16 protein-coding genes are annotated in these 14176 nt (G+C 70.4%); 5 read left to right on the top strand and 11 right to left on the bottom strand.

The window, feature by feature from the left end; translation table 11 throughout:
- Positions 1-6 precede the first annotated feature (6 nt).
- Both ADL29_RS26505 and ADL29_RS26500 read left to right on the top strand, forming a co-directional pair.
- Positions 7-1104, top strand: a complete 1098-nt coding sequence (locus tag ADL29_RS26505) for a right-handed parallel beta-helix repeat-containing protein (protein ID WP_063788541.1) — start codon at positions 7-9, stop codon at positions 1102-1104.
- A gap of 37 nt (positions 1105-1141) precedes the next feature.
- A complete protein-coding gene (locus ADL29_RS26500; protein WP_053926098.1) occupies positions 1142-2170 on the top strand; it encodes a methyltransferase in 1029 nt (342 codons plus the stop codon).
- 84 nt (positions 2171-2254) lie between these two features.
- Here the strand turns inward: ADL29_RS26500 and ADL29_RS26495 are convergent, their stop codons facing one another.
- From ADL29_RS26495 to ADL29_RS26465, 7 genes are all read right to left on the bottom strand, one after another.
- Entirely contained in the window at positions 2255-2587 is a 333-nt protein-coding gene (locus tag ADL29_RS26495) for a TcmI family type II polyketide cyclase (RefSeq protein WP_046924842.1), read from the bottom strand.
- Positions 2588-2654: 67 nt separating this feature from the next.
- Positions 2655-3131, bottom strand: coding sequence for an SRPBCC family protein (locus ADL29_RS26490; RefSeq protein ID WP_046924843.1), 477 nt, complete (start codon positions 3129-3131; stop codon positions 2655-2657).
- 1 nt (position 3132) lies between these two features.
- Positions 3133-3390: an acyl carrier protein gene (locus tag ADL29_RS26485; protein ID WP_053926097.1), complete on the bottom strand. Its 258-nt coding sequence runs from the start codon at positions 3388-3390 to the stop codon at positions 3133-3135.
- Between the two features lie 16 nt (positions 3391-3406).
- Positions 3407-4675 carry a ketosynthase chain-length factor gene (locus ADL29_RS26480; protein WP_053926096.1) on the bottom strand — a complete coding sequence of 423 codons (1269 nt, stop codon included), beginning with the start codon at positions 4673-4675 and terminating at the stop codon, positions 3407-3409.
- Positions 4672-5940 (bottom strand): beta-ketoacyl-[acyl-carrier-protein] synthase family protein, encoded by a 1269-nt coding sequence (locus ADL29_RS26475; protein WP_053926095.1) that lies wholly within the window; start codon positions 5938-5940, stop codon positions 4672-4674. The genes ADL29_RS26480 and ADL29_RS26475 overlap by 4 nt, the downstream gene beginning before the upstream one ends.
- Positions 5937-6371, bottom strand: coding sequence for a cupin domain-containing protein (locus ADL29_RS26470; RefSeq protein WP_046924847.1), 435 nt, complete (start codon positions 6369-6371; stop codon positions 5937-5939). Before ADL29_RS26470 ends, ADL29_RS26475 begins: the two co-directional genes overlap by 4 nt.
- 74 nt (positions 6372-6445) lie before the next feature.
- Positions 6446-7567 (bottom strand): SchA/CurD-like domain-containing protein, encoded by a 1122-nt coding sequence (locus tag ADL29_RS26465; protein WP_053926094.1) that lies wholly within the window; start codon positions 7565-7567, stop codon positions 6446-6448.
- 248 nt (positions 7568-7815) lie between these two features.
- Here ADL29_RS26465 and ADL29_RS26460 point away from each other — a divergent pair, with 248 nt between their 5' ends.
- A complete protein-coding gene (locus ADL29_RS26460; RefSeq protein ID WP_053926093.1) occupies positions 7816-9450 on the top strand; it encodes an FAD-dependent oxidoreductase in 1635 nt (544 codons plus the stop codon).
- Between the two features lie 39 nt (positions 9451-9489).
- On the opposite strand, the gene ADL29_RS26455 is transcribed toward ADL29_RS26460, so the two are convergent.
- The 3 genes from ADL29_RS26455 to ADL29_RS26445 are packed head-to-tail and all read right to left on the bottom strand — an operon-like array spanning position 9490 to position 11564.
- Positions 9490-10416, bottom strand: a complete 927-nt coding sequence (locus tag ADL29_RS26455; protein ID WP_078971300.1) for an SAM-dependent methyltransferase — start codon at positions 10414-10416, stop codon at positions 9490-9492.
- Positions 10413-10691 carry a DUF397 domain-containing protein gene (locus ADL29_RS26450; RefSeq protein ID WP_046924850.1) on the bottom strand — a complete coding sequence of 93 codons (279 nt, stop codon included), beginning with the start codon at positions 10689-10691 and terminating at the stop codon, positions 10413-10415. Before ADL29_RS26450 ends, ADL29_RS26455 begins: the two co-directional genes overlap by 4 nt.
- A gap of 6 nt (positions 10692-10697) precedes the next feature.
- On the bottom strand, positions 10698-11564 hold the full coding sequence (locus ADL29_RS26445; RefSeq protein ID WP_053926092.1) for a helix-turn-helix domain-containing protein: 867 nt from the start codon (positions 11562-11564) through the stop codon (positions 10698-10700).
- Between the two features lie 214 nt (positions 11565-11778).
- Here ADL29_RS26445 and ADL29_RS26440 point away from each other — a divergent pair, with 214 nt between their 5' ends.
- On the top strand, positions 11779-12162 hold the full coding sequence (locus ADL29_RS26440; RefSeq protein ID WP_046924852.1) for an ATP-binding protein: 384 nt from the start codon (positions 11779-11781) through the stop codon (positions 12160-12162).
- Positions 12163-12262: 100 nt separating this feature from the next.
- Here ADL29_RS26440 and ADL29_RS26435 read toward each other — a convergent pair whose 3' ends face one another.
- Positions 12263-13063, bottom strand: a complete 801-nt coding sequence (locus tag ADL29_RS26435; RefSeq protein WP_053926091.1) for an SGNH/GDSL hydrolase family protein — start codon at positions 13061-13063, stop codon at positions 12263-12265.
- 268 nt (positions 13064-13331) lie between these two features.
- Between ADL29_RS26435 and ADL29_RS26430 the strand changes: the two genes are divergently transcribed.
- Positions 13332-14138 (top strand): tyrosine-protein phosphatase, encoded by an 807-nt coding sequence (locus ADL29_RS26430; protein WP_053926090.1) that lies wholly within the window; start codon positions 13332-13334, stop codon positions 14136-14138.
- The last annotated feature ends 38 nt before the right edge of the window (positions 14139-14176 follow it).

The raw sequence follows: 14176 nt of genomic DNA, 5'->3' as shown, positions 1-14176 counted from the left end.
CGCCTCATGACGAGTCGACAGATGAAGTATGTGGCGTGCCTGGCGGCGGCCACGGTCGGCGGGCTCGGTACGGCCCCGCCGGCCGATGCCTCGGAACAGCATGCGGTCCAGCACCGGCATGCCGTCCACCGGCACGCGATCCACCGGGCCGAGCCGACCATCCAGGCGGCGGTGGACGCGGCGAGACCCGGGGACACCGTCGTCATCCCGCCCGGCGTCTACCGGGAGAGCGTGCTGATCACCAAGCCGCGGGTGACGCTGCGCGGGTCGGGCCCGAAGACGGTGATCTCCCCGCGGGCCGAGCGGGCGGAGAACGCCTGCGGGCAGCAGGGCAACGGCATCTGCGTCATCGGCGGTCCGGGGCACCGTCTGCGGGGCGTGACCATCCGGTCCCTGACCGTCGCGGGATTCAAGAAGAACGGCATCTGGGCCAGCGGGACCAGCCGGCTGCGGGTGCGCAACGTCCGCGCGCGGAACAACGGCCAGTGGGGCATCGCGCTGGAGAAGTCCGTACGCAGCTCCGTGCGGCACAACAGCGTCCGCGGCAACGGCGACGCGGGCATCTTCCTGGCGAACACGGTCGAGGAGGAGGGCGGTGCCACGGACACCCGTGGCACCACGGTCAACAACAACCGTGCCGTGGGGAACCGGATCGGCATCACGATCCGGCGGGTCAGAAACCTGCGGGCGGACGGCAATCGCATCACCGGCAACTGCGCCGGTGTGTTCGTCGTGGGCGACGAGTCCCGGCCCCGGGCGGGGGATCTCTCGGTGAGCGGCAACGTCGTGTCGGACAACAACAAACACTGCCCCGCGACCAAACGGCTGCCGTTCCTCCAGGGCGTCGGCATCGTCCTGACGGGCGCCGAGGAGACCCGCGTCGGGGGGAATCTGGTCCACCGCAACGTCGGCACGTCCCCGCTCTCCGGCGGCATCGTGCTCTTCCCCAGCTTTGCGAAGGCTCCCAACGAGCGCAATGTCATCAGCGGCAACTCCGCGCTGGGCAACCAGCCGGCCGACCTGCTGAACCTGGACCCCGCGGGTTCCGGGAACCGGTTCGCCGGCAATCAGTGCCGGACCTCGAAGCCCGCGGGCCTGTGCTGACGGGTGTGCCCAATTCCCTGAGAAGAATCGAGGCGGAATGACCACCGTAAGCCCCACTCCCCAGCCGGCCATGCGGCTGCGGGAACTCGTCTTCGGAGCCGCCTGTGCGGCGTCCGTACGCGCGGCAGCGAGACTCGGCGTGGCGGATGCGCTGGGGGATGCGCCCGCCACCGCGGAGGAGCTGGCCGCCACGGTGCACACCGAGGCGCGTCCGCTGCAGCGGCTGCTGCGCGCCCTGTCCTGCTACGGGATCTTCGAGGAGACCGACGACGGGAAGTTCGCCCACACCGAGATGTCCCGGCTGCTGCGGGAGGACGTCCCCAACAGCCTGCGCTACATCTCCCTGTGGTGCACCGAGCCCTGGACCTGGGAGGCCTGGCCGCGGCTCGAGGAGGCGGTACGGTCCGGCCGGAACGTCTTCGACGACCTGTACGGCAAGAACTTCTTCGAGTATCTGCACCAGGACGCCCGGGAGTCGGCACAGGTCTTCGACCGCGCGATGACCACCTCCAGCAAGCAGTCCGCGCAGGACCTCGCCGAGCTCCTCGATCTGACGGGGGTGTCCACGGTGGCGGACATCGGCGGCGGTCAGGGGCATGTGCTGGCCAGTCTGCTGGAGAAGCACCCGGACCTCGAAGGGGCGCTGCTCGATCTGCCCACCGTGGTCGCGAACGCGGACCGGCGGCTGCGGGACGGCGGCCCGCTCGCCTCCCGGGTGCGGCTCGTGCCCGGGGACTGCCGGGTGGAGATCCCGGTGCAGGCCGATCTCTACATCGTCAAGAACATCCTGGAATGGGACGACGAGAGCACCCGGCGGACCCTGGGCAACGTCCTGGAGACCGCCCGGCCCGGCGCCCGGGTCGTGATCATCGAGAACCTGGTCGACGACAGCCCGTCGATGAAGTTCACCACCTCCATGGACCTGCTGCTTCTGCTGAACGTCGGCGGGGCCAAGCACTCCAAGGAGAGCCTGATCAGCCGGATGTCGGAGGCCGGGCTGCTGGTGCACGACATCATGCCGGTCAACCCGTATCTGCACGCCTTCGAGTGCACCGTGCCCGGCTGAGCGGTGCCCGGGTCGTGCCCGGGTCGTGATCACGCCGGTGCCCGCGATCCACGGTGATCGCGGGCACCGGCTGCCGGCCGCCGGTCAGCCGGCGGCGTCGCGCTCCCAGCGGTAGAACTGACGGGCCATCGCGTCCTTCGGGCTGCGCCAGGTCTCGGGGTCGTACGCGCTGACGTAGGCCGACAGCTTGTCGCTGATGGAGCGGAACTCCGGGTGGTCCGTCAGCTTGGCGATCTCGGGGCCCGGCGGCCGTTCGGACTCGATGAGGTGCAGATACACCTCGCCGAACTGGAACAGGCTCCGCCGGCTGACGCCGATCAGATGCGGCAGTTCCGTGCGGTCGGAGGCCTCGAAGACCTCGGCGATCTTCGGAGCCGACTCCGGCGCCATGCGGGCGACGATCAGGGCATGGTGCATGGGTGGCTTCCTTTCGGTCGGGAGCGGTCGGACTGCCAGGTCCGGCGGGTCTGGCCTGCCGACATGGTCAGTTGGGGCTGGCCGAGTCCCGGATGGCGCGGTTGCGCGCCTCGATCTTGTCCCGGATCAGCTCCAGCTGGATCTTGGAGTTGCGGTTGATGTGCTCGGTCATGCCCGCGTCGTCGACCGGGGCCTCCGGCTTCATCGCGAAGTCCTGGGTCCAGTACATCCCCGTACCGCCGGGGAGCTTGCGGTACGACCAGTGGATGTCCATGTGCTCGAAGGGGCCGGTTTCGACGCGGCGGGCGCTGACCGTGAGCCCCTTGCGGTCGGTGACCCGCTCCGAGACCCAGCTCCAGACGGTGCCGTTGTCGTCGGGGTGCATGGTCAGCCGGAAGGTCGTCTTGTTGCCCTCGCGGGAGAGCACATCGACCGAGGCGTACTCGCTGAACAGCTGCGGCCAGTTCTCGAGGTCGTTGGTCATGTCCCAGACGAGGTCGAGGGGGGCCGCGATCTTGATGTCGTTCTCGGTGTGGCCGGGCATGTCAGGCTCCTGTCGTAGGCACGGTGTTGACCAGGTCGAGGAAGTCGTGCGGCGTCTTGCTGCGCTCGGCGTCGTTGGGCAGCGACCGGCCCAGCCGGTTCTCCAGCTCGCCGACGATGCCGAGCAGGCCGAGCGAGTCCAGGCCGTAGTCGGCGAAGGTCGCTTCGCGCCGGCCCGCCAAGTCCTCCGGCTTGACGGTGAGACCGGCGGCCGATTTCATCAGCGCGGCCAGCTCGTCGAAGGTCAGTTCAGTGGTCATGACGGGTTTCTCCTTCTCACGAGAGGGACTCGGCGGAGCTCTTGCGCAGCACCAGCGCCGCGTTCGAGCCCATGAGTCCCCGGCTCAGCACCAACGCCGTCCGCAGCTCGGCCGGGCGGGCCGAGCCGGTGACCAGGTCGAGGTCGTAGCTCACCTCGAAGACGTTGGGGGTGGGGGGCACGACGCCGTGCTCCATCGCCAGCACCGCGGCCGCCGCGTCCAGGACGGGGGCGCCGCAGTACGCCCGGCCGGTGCCGGTCTTGGGTGCGGTCACGGGGACCACCTCGGCATGCCGGCCGAGTGCGTCCGCGATCGCGAGCGCCTCGGCGCGGTCGGCCGCCGGCACACCGAAGGCGTCCGCGAAGACCACGTCGATCTCCTCGGGGGCGCACCGCGCGTCCTCCAGTGCCCCGGTGATCGCATGGACCAGCCCCTCGCGGGACTCGCACCAGCGGGCCGCCCCGGTGAAGGTCGCGGCGTGCCCGGCCACCACGGCGCGCACCGGCGCCCCGCGGTCGAGGGCCGACGTCTCCTCCTCGACCACCAGCATCGCTCCGCCCTCGGCGGGGACGAAGCCGCAGGCGGCGTCGGTGAAGGGGCGGTAGGCCCGGTCGGGGTCCGCGACCTTGCTGAGGTCGTCGTACCCGAGCTGGCAGACCACCGAGTACGGGGCGAGCGGCGCCTCGGCGGCGCCGACGACGATGGCGTCGGTACCGCGCTGGATGGTGTGGGCGGCGTGCGCCAGCGCGTCCAGACCGCCGGCCTCGTCGCTGGCCACCACTCCGCAGGGCCCCTTGAAGCCGCCGCGGATGGAGATCTGGCCCGTACTGGCCGCGTAGAACCAGGCGATGGACTGGTAGGGCCCGACGTGCTTGGAGCCCTGGCCCCACAGGTGCTGCAGTTCCCGCTGGCCGAACTCGCCGCCGCCGGAGCCGGCGGCGGTCACCACGCCCACCGCGAACGGCGAGTCGTTGTAGTCGGCACGGCCCAGTCGGGCGTCGTCCAGCGCGAGGTTGGCGGCGGCCATGGCGAAGTGCGTGAACCGGTCGGTCTGCACCAGGTAGCGCTCTTCGATGAGCACCGCCGGGTCGAAGTCGCGGACCTCGCCGGCGACCTTGAGCGGCAGGTTCTCGCACCCTTCCCGGGTGACCAGGTCGAGCACGCTCATGCCCTCTCTGGTCGCCTTCCAGAAGGCCTCGGTGCTCACCCCGTTGGGGGCGATGACACCGATGCCGGTGACGACGGACCGTCGTTGACGGTGTGGCAGCTGATGCAGGGAGCTCATCGGGCCCTCCCACCCTGTCTGGTCAGCACCACCGCGGACTGGAAGCCGCCGAACCCGCTGCCGACCGAGAGCACGGACCGCAGCGGCAGCTCCCGCGCGGTCTTCGGCACATAGTCGAGGTCACACTCCGGGTCCGGGGTCTCGTAGTTGGCCGTCGGCGGTACGACCTGGTGGGCGAGCGCCAGCACACACGCGACGATCTCGATCGCCCCGATCGCGCCGAGCGAGTGGCCCACCATGGATTTGATGGAGCTCATGGGCACGTGGTAGGCGTGCTCACCCAGCGATTTCTTGACCGCGGCGGTCTCGTGCCGGTCGTTCTGCTGGGTGCCCGAGCCATGCGCGTTGACATAGTCGATCTGGGAGCTGTCGACCTTCGCGTGGGCGAGTGCGCGGTTGATCGCCTCGGCCATCTCCAGGCCCTCCTGGGTGAGCCCGGTCATGTGGTACGCGTTGCCGAAGGTGGCGTAGCCCCGTATCTCGCAGTGCACGGTGGCACCGCGGGCGCGGGCGTGTTCCAGCTCCTCGAGTACGAGGACGGCGCCGCCCTCCCCCATGACGAATCCGTCGCGGTGGGCGTCGAACGGCCGCGAGGCATGGGCGGGGTCGTCGTTGTTGGCGGAGGTCGCCTTGATCGCGTCGAAGCAGGCCACCGTGATCGGGGAGATCGGCGAGTCCGACGCGCCGGCGATGCACACGTCGAGCCGGCCCTCCTCGATGGAGTGGAAGGCGTAGCCGATGGCGTCGAGGCCGGAGGTACAGCCCGTGGAGACGGTCTGCACCGGGCCGCGGGCACCGACCTGTTCGGCCACCGCGGAGGCGAGCGAACTGGGCGAGAACGCCCGCTGCAGATGGCGGCCGGCCGGCCGGTGGTCCACGTCCCACAGCTGCCCGACGTGGCTGACGTCGACGTAGTCGTGCTCGAGCCGGGTGGTGCCGCCGACCGCGGTGCCCAGCGACACGCCCATGCGCCAGCGGTTCTCCGCGCCGGTGTCCAGGCCCGCGTTCCGTACGGCCTCCTCGGCGGCGACCATCGCGAACTGGATGTACCGGTCCTGCGCGGCCACCTGGTCCGCGGTCAGCCCGTGGCCGGCCGGGTCGAAGTCGCACTCGGCGGCGATCCGCGAGCGGAAGCCCTCCGGGTTGAAGAGGGTGATACCGCGGGTCGCGGTGCGCCCGGCGGAGAGGAGGTCCCAGAAGGCGGGCACCCCCACACCGCCCGGTGCGACGATCCCGACACCGGTGACCGCCACACGGCGGGTCATGACACCGGCTCCGTACGTTCCGGTGGGCCTGACGGCGCGGTGCCGTCCGTCTCCTCGGTGTCGACATGGCCCAGGTCGGGGCGCGGCGCCAGCGGGCCGAGGTGGAAGACCATCCGGGCCTCCTCGTCGCCGACGTTGCGGAAGCGGTGGCGCAGATACGGCGGGATCAGCAGGCCCTGGTCCGGCCGCAGCGGGTGCGGCTCGCCGTCCAGGTCCACTTCGAGCGCGCCGCGCACGACATAGACGAACTCCTCGGAGTACGGGTGGTAGTGCTCGCCGATGCGCTCCCCGGGCTGCACCAGGGCCATGCCCATGAAGCCGCTGGTGGCGCCCACCGCGGTGGGTGTCAGCATGGCGCGCAGGTCGCCTCCGCGCCGGCGGTTGGGCTTGGTCTCGTTGAGGTCCACGATGCGTGGGCGGTGCGTGGTCATGGCTGCTCCTCCAGGTACGGGGCGGCGTCGGACGTGGGACGTCGTACGTGAGGCCTTCGGCGGCCGGCGGCGGGTCAGGAGTCCGCCGCCCGGCGGTCGGTGATCAGGTCCATGTCGGAGCGCGCCAGGAAGTGCGCCAGCTCCCGGTCGGTCGTCAGACCGCCTGCCTCGTCGGTGTCCATCAGGCGCTTGAAGACGCCCCGCTTGCGGGGACCGCGCACGCCGATGACGAGGTCGGGATCGGTGTCGTCGAGGGGGACCCGGAGGTCGATGAGCCGGACGACGATGTCGTCGCGCTGGAAGACGGTGCTGCCGGCGATCGGGCAGGTGGGGTCGTCCGCGGCCAGCTCGTCCTGCTGGGCCAGCATCTGGGCCAGCGCCATGCCGCAGCCTTCCTTGGCCGCGTAGTACAGCGCGTGCCGCCGTGCGTCGCGGGATTCCGGTCCGGCATTCGCGACGTGGTGTACCGCGGGCAGCGCGGCCCGGGTGAAGAAGACGCGGGCGGAGTTGGGGTCGCTCAGGTCCCGGTCCTGCTCGAGGTACGGGTTGATGGCCTCCTCGACCTCCCGGACCTCGGGCTGTTCCGAGACGTGGCGCAGCGCCGCGACCAGGTCGCCCTGCACCTCGACGGCCCGTACGACGCGGTTGCCGTGCATGAACAGCGAGGTGCGGCGCAGCCGGGTGGTGTCGTCGACCCGGGCCTCGGGCGAGGTGTAGCCGGCCAGGATCTCGGCGACCATCTCCTCGCTGCCGGGCTTGACGGTGAAGGTCAGGGCGTGGCGGACCACACCGTCGCCGACGCGGGGTTCGGCCTGCAGCCGCCCCTTGGAGGGCTCGGGGGCGCGGGTGGTGGCGTTGGTGGTCTCGCGCAGCACGCTGAAGCGCAGGGAACGGGTGCTTCGTACGCAGTCGTGCAGGGGCTGCACCATCTGGACGTGTTCCTCGCTGTTGACCCAGGCCAGGAACGGCGGTGCGCTCTCCCACTCACTGGTGATCAGCCACTGCGAGGGGTTCTCGATGGACTGGCACAGCTGGTCCGTGATGTGACCGGGGACGGAGGCCACCTGGTTGCGCAGGTGCTCGTAGGCTTCGAGGAACCGCTGCTGGGCGCCGTCCTGGAGGTCCAGCATCAGGACGACCCGGAGTCTCGAGCCGTCGAACGCGGACTGCGAAATTCGTTCCGACACTGTTGTCATCGTCTACGCATCTCCCTCGGAGCGGGCTGGCTCCTGTGGTGCGTCGTCAGGTCCGGAGGTCTTCCGGGCACTGACCCGGCGTACGGGGACGACCGGCCCCGCGGCAGGGGATGGCCGACCCGGAATCGATCGTGGCGGGGGTACCCGGGCCGCGCGATATCTGTGAGCCATGCGGGTGAACCATGATCGAGCGCTCCTGCGACCGGGGAAACTCCCCCTCCGTAGTGCCACAGGAGCTGGAGCAGACGATGAACGCAGCGGCAGAAGAGCGGGTTCCGGTACTTGTTGTGGGCGGTTCCCTGGTGGGCCTGTCCGCCTCGCTGTTCCTGGGGCGCCTGGGCGTACGGCACATCCTGGTGGAGAAGCATTCCGATACGTCACGGCACCCGCGCGGGCGGGGGAACAACGTCCGCACGATGGAGCTGTACCGGGTTGCGGGCGCCGAGCAGCGGATCCGCGAGGCCGCGTCCGTACTGGCGGACAACCACGGCATCCTGCAGGCGCCGTCGCTGACCGGCGAGGAGCAGGAGTGGCTGTTCAAGGAGATCGACCCGGGCGGCGGGCTGGCGAAGTTCAGCCCCGCCGGCTGGTGTCTGTGCAGCCAGAACGACCTGGAACCGGTGCTGGTGCGCTGTGCCCGCGAGCTCGGCGGTGATCTGCGGTTCAGCGCCGAGCTGCTCTCCTTCGACCAGGACCGGGAGGGGGTGACGGCGGTGGTGAAGAACCGGGAGACCGGCGAGCACAGCACCGTCCGCGCGGACTACGTCATCGCTGCCGACGGCCCGCGCAGCCCGTCCCGGGAGCGGCTCGGCATCGGGCAGACGGGACCCGGCGACCTGTTCCATAACGTGAGCATCACCTTCCGAGCTCCGGAACTGGCCGCCGCGGTGGGCGACCGCCGTTTCATCGCCTGCTATCTGACCAACCCGGAGGCCGACGGCTGTCTGCTCCCGGTGGACAACGAGGCCGACTGGGTCTTCCACGCCCCCTGGCACCCCGACCAGGGCGAAACGCTGGAGGACTTCACGGACGAGCGGTGCATCGACCACATCCGCCGGGCCACCGGCGTCCTGGACATGGAGGTGCAGATCACGGGCAAGGCCCCGTGGCATGCTGCCGAACGTGTCGCCGAGCGGTACACGGCCGGCCGGGTCTTCCTCGCCGGGGACTCGGCGCATGAGATGTCACCCACCGGGGCGTTCGGCTCCAACACCGGCATCCAGGACGCACACAACCTCGCCTGGAAGCTGGCCGCCGTACTGGACGGCTGGGCAGGTCCGGGGCTGCTGGACACGTACGAGACCGAGCGCCGTCCGGTCGCGAGCGCGACCAGCGCCCGCGCCTCGGCCCGCTCCGCCGAGCACAGCCACCCCGGTTACGCCGCGGCTCCGGGCGCGGGCGGCGGCCGGCAGAGCGGGGTGCTCACCGTCGCACTCGGCTACAGCTATCCGCGCGGCGCGGTGCTCGGCACCGCCCCCGAACTCCCGGTCGTCCCGGCCCGGATGCAGCTGACCGGCGCCCCCGGCACCCGGGCCCCGCACATGTGGCTGCAGCGCGCCGGCGTGCGGCAGTCGACGCTGGACCTCTACGAGAAGACGCTGGTCCTGCTGACCGGCCCGGAGGGCGCCGCCTGGCGCGCCGCCGCCGCGAACGCCGCCGAGCGCTGGTCGGTCCCCCTCCCCTCGTACAGCATCGGCACCCGTCCCGAGGACGATCTGGCCCCCGAGAAGGGCGCCGACTGGGCCGAGGTCCACGGCACCACGCCCCAGGGCGCGGTGCTGGTGCGCCCCGACGGGTTCGTGGCGTGGCGGGCGGAGGGCATGGCGGCCGACCCGGAGGCGGAGCTCGACCGGGTGCTGGCCGCGGTGCTCTGCCGGGGCTGACGGGCCGTCGGACGGACCGGCCGGCCGGGCCCCGCCGCCTCAGTCCTTTCTGCCCACCCCGCCGTAGAACACGATGTCGTTGAGCTCGGCGGCGCCGGGCACCTCGCCGTCCGGCCGCCACAGCGGCACCCGTACGACACCCGGCTCGAGCAGGGTGAACGGGCCGAAGAGCGAGGTGACCTCGGCCTTGGACCGCAGCGTGAGCGGGGCGGCCGACCCCTGGTAGACCTCTTCCACGGCCGTCCGCTTCCACTCCTCCACCCGGCCCTCGGCGTACCCCTCGTAGGGCTCGTAGGTGGAGTGGGTCAGCACGAGATGGCTCCCGGCCGGCAGTGCGTCGGCGAAAGCGGCGACGCAGGCGGCCGGATCGTCCTCGTCCCGGAGGAAGGTCAGGACGATGCACATGACCAGTGCCACCGGCTGCTCGAAGTCGATCAGCGCGCGGACGTCGGGGTGGTCCAGGATCGCTTTCGGGTCGCGGAGGTCGGCGAGCACGAAGGCGGTGCGTTCCGCATTGGTGAGCCGGGCCCCGGCGTGGGTGGCGACGATCGGGTCGTTGTCGACGTACACGACAACGGTGTCCGGCGCGACCTCGCGGGCCATCTCATGGGCGTTGGGCGAGGTGGGGATGCCCGTACCGATGTCGATGATCTGGCGGATGCCGCCGCCGGTCAGCTCCCGCAGGGCCCGGCCCAGGAACGCGCGGTTGGCGACGGCGCTCTCGCGGACCTGGGGGTGCATGGCCAGGACCCGGTCCCCGGCCTCCCGGTCGACCTCGTAGTTGTCCCAGCCGCCGAGGTAGTAGTCGTTCATCCGGGCCGGGTGCGCCTTGCTGGTGTCGATCGCGTCGGCGGAGAAGCCGGAGTGCTCGGGCCCTTTGTCGTAGGGTCCGATCTCCGGGGCCCCGCAGCCGTCCGCTGCGCCCTCGTCCCGGGGAAGGTCCCGGGGGACGTCCTGCCCGCTCATGCCGTCCTCCGCTCCACGCGCCGGCACGGTGCCGCGGTGAGCAGGAAGTCGGCGTGTCCGGCCTTCGCGCCCTCGATGAAGCTCACCATTTCATGGTGGGTGTAGATCAGCGCCGGGCCGTTGGGGTCGGTCGACTGGCGCAGTGCCACCCGGCCGTCCTTCAGGCGCATGGCTTCGACGCACTCGCCTCCGTTTCCGCCACTCCACGGCTTGTGCCAGCCTTCGTTGCCCAGTTCATTGGCGGGCATGCCGTTGTAGATGCGTATGCGATCCATGGGGGGTTAGATCTCCTTGCGAAAGCCACCCAGAATGGCCCCGGTGGTGTGTGCCGGCGCGGCCTGCGCACACATCCGGTCCAGGGCCTCCAGGAACTGCGAGACGTCGTTGCGCTGGTCGAAGTACACGGCTCCGACGAGGCTTTCCGTGTAGGCGATGTCCGGAAGCTCCGGAATCGGGAAGCGGAAAATGTGGAACGGCCCGTACATCGCGGGGTGCGGGCCGGAAGCGAAGGGAATGACCTGCAGCCGGACGTTCGGCTGCGAGGTGGCCTCCATGAGCCGGGTGATCTGGTCGCGCATCACCTTCGGGCCGCCGATCGGGCGCCGCAGGACGGTCTCGTCCATGACCGCCCACAGCAGCGGCGCGTTCTCGCGGGTCAGCAGCGACTGCCGCTCCATGCGCAGCGCCACGATGCGGTCGATGTCCGCGGCGGGGGCGTGCGGCATACCGGCACGCAGGACGGCGGCGGCGTAGTCCTCGGTCTGCAACAGGCCGGGGACGTAGTGCGGTTGATAGGCCCGGATGAGGTTGGCCTCGCTCTCCAGGCTGACGAAAGCACTGAACCACTCGGGGAGTACATCGCGGAACCGGTGCCACCAGCCGGGCTTGTTGGCCTCCCGGGCGAGCGAGAGAAAGCCCTCGATCTCTTCGTGACCGGTGACGCCATAGGTCGCCAGCAGCTTCTCGACGTAGGGGATCTTGAGGCCGACCTCGGCCTTTTCCATCCGCCGTATCGTGGCGTGGGTGACGTCCAGGGCCTGCGCGGCCTGCTCGAAGGACAGTCCCGCTTTCTCGCGCAGGTCCTGCAGTCGCTTGCCGAGCACCACCCGCAGGACGGTCGGCGCTCCGGCCGAACGTGGATCCACCACGTCTGATCCCCTCCAACTGACTTATGTGTTCAGCAGTGTGTCATGTCGTCAGGAAGACGAACAGACTGCATATGCGATTCTGTAAATTGCAGAATGATCCTTGCCATCGTTGACCAACATCGCACATAGTTACGTCGTGGCTTCCTCCAAAAACGCTCCTTCGTTAGGGCGCTGTTGCGGCTATGCCGCTGAGCACCCCCAGGACGCGTTCCATTTGCCGGCGCGGCGCACCTCCGTCCCCGAGGCGCGCAAGCGGGTCATCGCGCTGCTGCGTGAATGGGGCGCGGATCAACAAGTCCGCGACGACGTGGAGTTGGTGGTATCCGAGCTGTTCACCAACGCGGTACGGCACACCGACAGCGAGAAGGTCGGCTGTGAGCTGACCCTCCTCGGGTCGTACCTCCGCATCGAGATCACCGACGAGGGCGGTCCGGGAGTCTCGGCACCGCACGCCCAGCCCGGCAGTCTGGACAAGGAGGGCGGCCGAGGCCTCTTCCTCGTCGGCGCCCTCTCGGAAAGCTGGGGAACGCGCCCCGACGACAGCGGCCGCGGCCGGATCGTCTGGGCCGATCTGCCGTACAGCCCAGCGGCACACTGAGGCCCCGGTCCCCCTCCGCAGAGACCGGGGCCTGACGCATGCCCTCCGGCCGGACCTCACCGCGCCCTGCGCACGGTGCCCGACCGACCGCCGGGGACCGCTACAGCGGCAGCAGATCGGGCCGCTTGGGCTCGACATGATCGCCGGAGGACTCGCCACGCAGCCGGCGTCCGATCCACGGGACGAGGTGTTCGCGCGCCCAGTGGATGTTGTCCCGCCGGGCCTCGGCGGCCGACCGCTCCGCCTCCGGGGGCCACGGCTGGTCCGGGTCGGCCGGCACATTCAGCCCGAGCACCTGCGCCGCGCGCAGCGCCACCCGGGTGTGCCCGTCGGCCGACAGATGCAGCCGGTCGTCGCTCCACGCCCGCCGGTCCTGCACCGACTTCAGCGACCACAGGTCGAGAACCGGGCAGTCGTGCCGGTCCGCGATGGCCCGCACATGTGCCGTATACGTCGCGATCTTGCCGCGCAGATGCTTGAGCACCGGCACGCCCCGGGTGTCGAACCCGGTGCACAGCAGCACCGTTCCGACCGATGTCCGCAGATCGGCGACCGCGCGCTCGTACCGCTCGGCCACCGCGTCCGGGTCCGAGCCCGGCCGCAGGATGTCATTGCCGCCGGCACAGAATGTCACCAGCGAGGGGGCGAGCTCCTTCGCCCGGGGTACCTGCTCCTCGACGATCTGGTCGAGCAGCCGCCCCCTGACGGCGAGGTTCGCATAGCGGAAGTCCCCCTCTTCCCGCTGGTCCGACAGGAGGACCGCGAGCCGGTCCGCCCAACCGATGTACGCCCCGTCACGGCCGGGATCCCCGACCCCCTCGGTGAAGCTGTCCCCGACGGCTGCGTACGACCCGATGGCGCCAAGGGCGCCTCTGTTGATGTTCTTCGAATCGTCTGCCACGTCAGGACATACTTCACCTTGAGAAGTGACTTACGCCACCGTAACCAGGGGTTGACGGGAGGTGATTAATGCCACCAGGTCAAATTCTTCCCAAGCGGGAATAACGAACGATCACAGACTGCTTCATCATCGCTCCATGGGCGGTCCTCCGCGGGGGCCTTACCACGGCTCCGTTGCGGCGTGATTGCCCCTTGCATCGATGTCGTATCGTCGGACGTGCCCCGCCGCGCCGACGGCCGGCGTCGGCGGCCGAACCGAAGGAGCGCCCGTGACGCAGACGCCGCAGGTCCCACAGGACCAGTTCGAGCTCGCGGAGGTCCGCAACTTCCGCGATGTGGGCGGGCTGCCGACCGTGGACGGGCGTCGGGTCCGGGAGGGGCGACTGTTCCGCAGCGGCCACCTCGCCCATGCGACCGAGGCGGACGCGGCGTTCCTCGGCGGCCTCGGGCTGCACACCGTCTTCGACTTCCGCAATGCCGCGGACATCAAGCTCGAGGGCCCCGATGTCGCGCTCCCCGGCGTACGGAACGTGAACATCCCGCTCACCGACCCGGCCGACGGCGCCGAATTCTGGGCGATGGTGCGCGACGGGCAGCTGGACCAGCTCCGGGTCACCCTCGGCGACGGCAAGGCGGCGGCGCGGATGTCCGAGACCTACCGGCACATCATCACCACCCGCACCGAGGACCACAGCCGGGTGCTGCACTCCCTCGCGGAGGACAGCGTCCCCGCCCTGATGCACTGCGCGGCCGGCAAGGACCGCGCGGGTCTGTCCATCGCGGTGACGCTGCTGGCCGTCGGCGTGGAGCGGGACGCCATCGAGGCCGACTACCTCAAGTCCAACGAGCCGCACCGCCGCTACAAGATCCGCCGCTCCGACAACTCCGCGGTCGGGATGTCGCCGGAGGTCATGGAGCTGCTTTCGCCGCTGTTCGGGGCGCACTCCGACTACCTCGCGGCCGCCTTCGAGACGATCGAGCAGACCTGGGGCTCCACCGAGAAGTACCTGGCCGACGGCCTCGGGCTGGCCCCGGCGACCCGCGAGCGGCTGCGCGACCGGCTGCTGACGGACTGAGCCCCGGGGCACCGGGGGACCGAGCCCCGGCACACGCC

The sequence above is a fragment of the Streptomyces chattanoogensis genome (assembly GCF_001294335.1).
GTDB lineage: Bacteria > Actinomycetota > Actinomycetes > Streptomycetales > Streptomycetaceae > Streptomyces > Streptomyces chattanoogensis.
Note: the sequence above shows the minus strand (reverse complement) of the source record. Positions and strands in the feature narration are given on the sequence as shown.

Bases quoted from the DNA above. Each gene is read 5' to 3' on its own strand.
- ADL29_RS26505 (WP_063788541.1), top strand. From the start codon at position 7: ATGACGAGTCGACAGATGAAGTATGTGGCGTGCCTGGCGGCGGCCACG.
- ADL29_RS26500 (WP_053926098.1), top strand. From the start codon at position 1,142: ATGACCACCGTAAGCCCCACTCCCCAGCCGGCCATGCGGCTGCGGGAA.
- ADL29_RS26495 (WP_046924842.1), bottom strand. From the start codon at position 2,587: ATGCACCATGCCCTGATCGTCGCCCGCATGGCGCCGGAGTCGGCTCCG.
- ADL29_RS26490 (WP_046924843.1), bottom strand. From the start codon at position 3,131: ATGCCCGGCCACACCGAGAACGACATCAAGATCGCGGCCCCCCTCGAC.
- ADL29_RS26485 (WP_053926097.1), bottom strand. From the start codon at position 3,390: ATGACCACTGAACTGACCTTCGACGAGCTGGCCGCGCTGATGAAATCG.
- ADL29_RS26480 (WP_053926096.1), bottom strand. From the start codon at position 4,675: ATGAGCTCCCTGCATCAGCTGCCACACCGTCAACGACGGTCCGTCGTC.
- ADL29_RS26475 (WP_053926095.1), bottom strand. From the start codon at position 5,940: ATGACCCGCCGTGTGGCGGTCACCGGTGTCGGGATCGTCGCACCGGGC.
- ADL29_RS26470 (WP_046924847.1), bottom strand. From the start codon at position 6,371: ATGACCACGCACCGCCCACGCATCGTGGACCTCAACGAGACCAAGCCC.
- ADL29_RS26465 (WP_053926094.1), bottom strand. From the start codon at position 7,567: ATGACAACAGTGTCGGAACGAATTTCGCAGTCCGCGTTCGACGGCTCG.
- ADL29_RS26460 (WP_053926093.1), top strand. From the start codon at position 7,816: ATGAACGCAGCGGCAGAAGAGCGGGTTCCGGTACTTGTTGTGGGCGGT.
- ADL29_RS26455 (WP_078971300.1), bottom strand. From the start codon at position 10,416: ATGAGCGGGCAGGACGTCCCCCGGGACCTTCCCCGGGACGAGGGCGCA.
- ADL29_RS26450 (WP_046924850.1), bottom strand. From the start codon at position 10,691: ATGGATCGCATACGCATCTACAACGGCATGCCCGCCAATGAACTGGGC.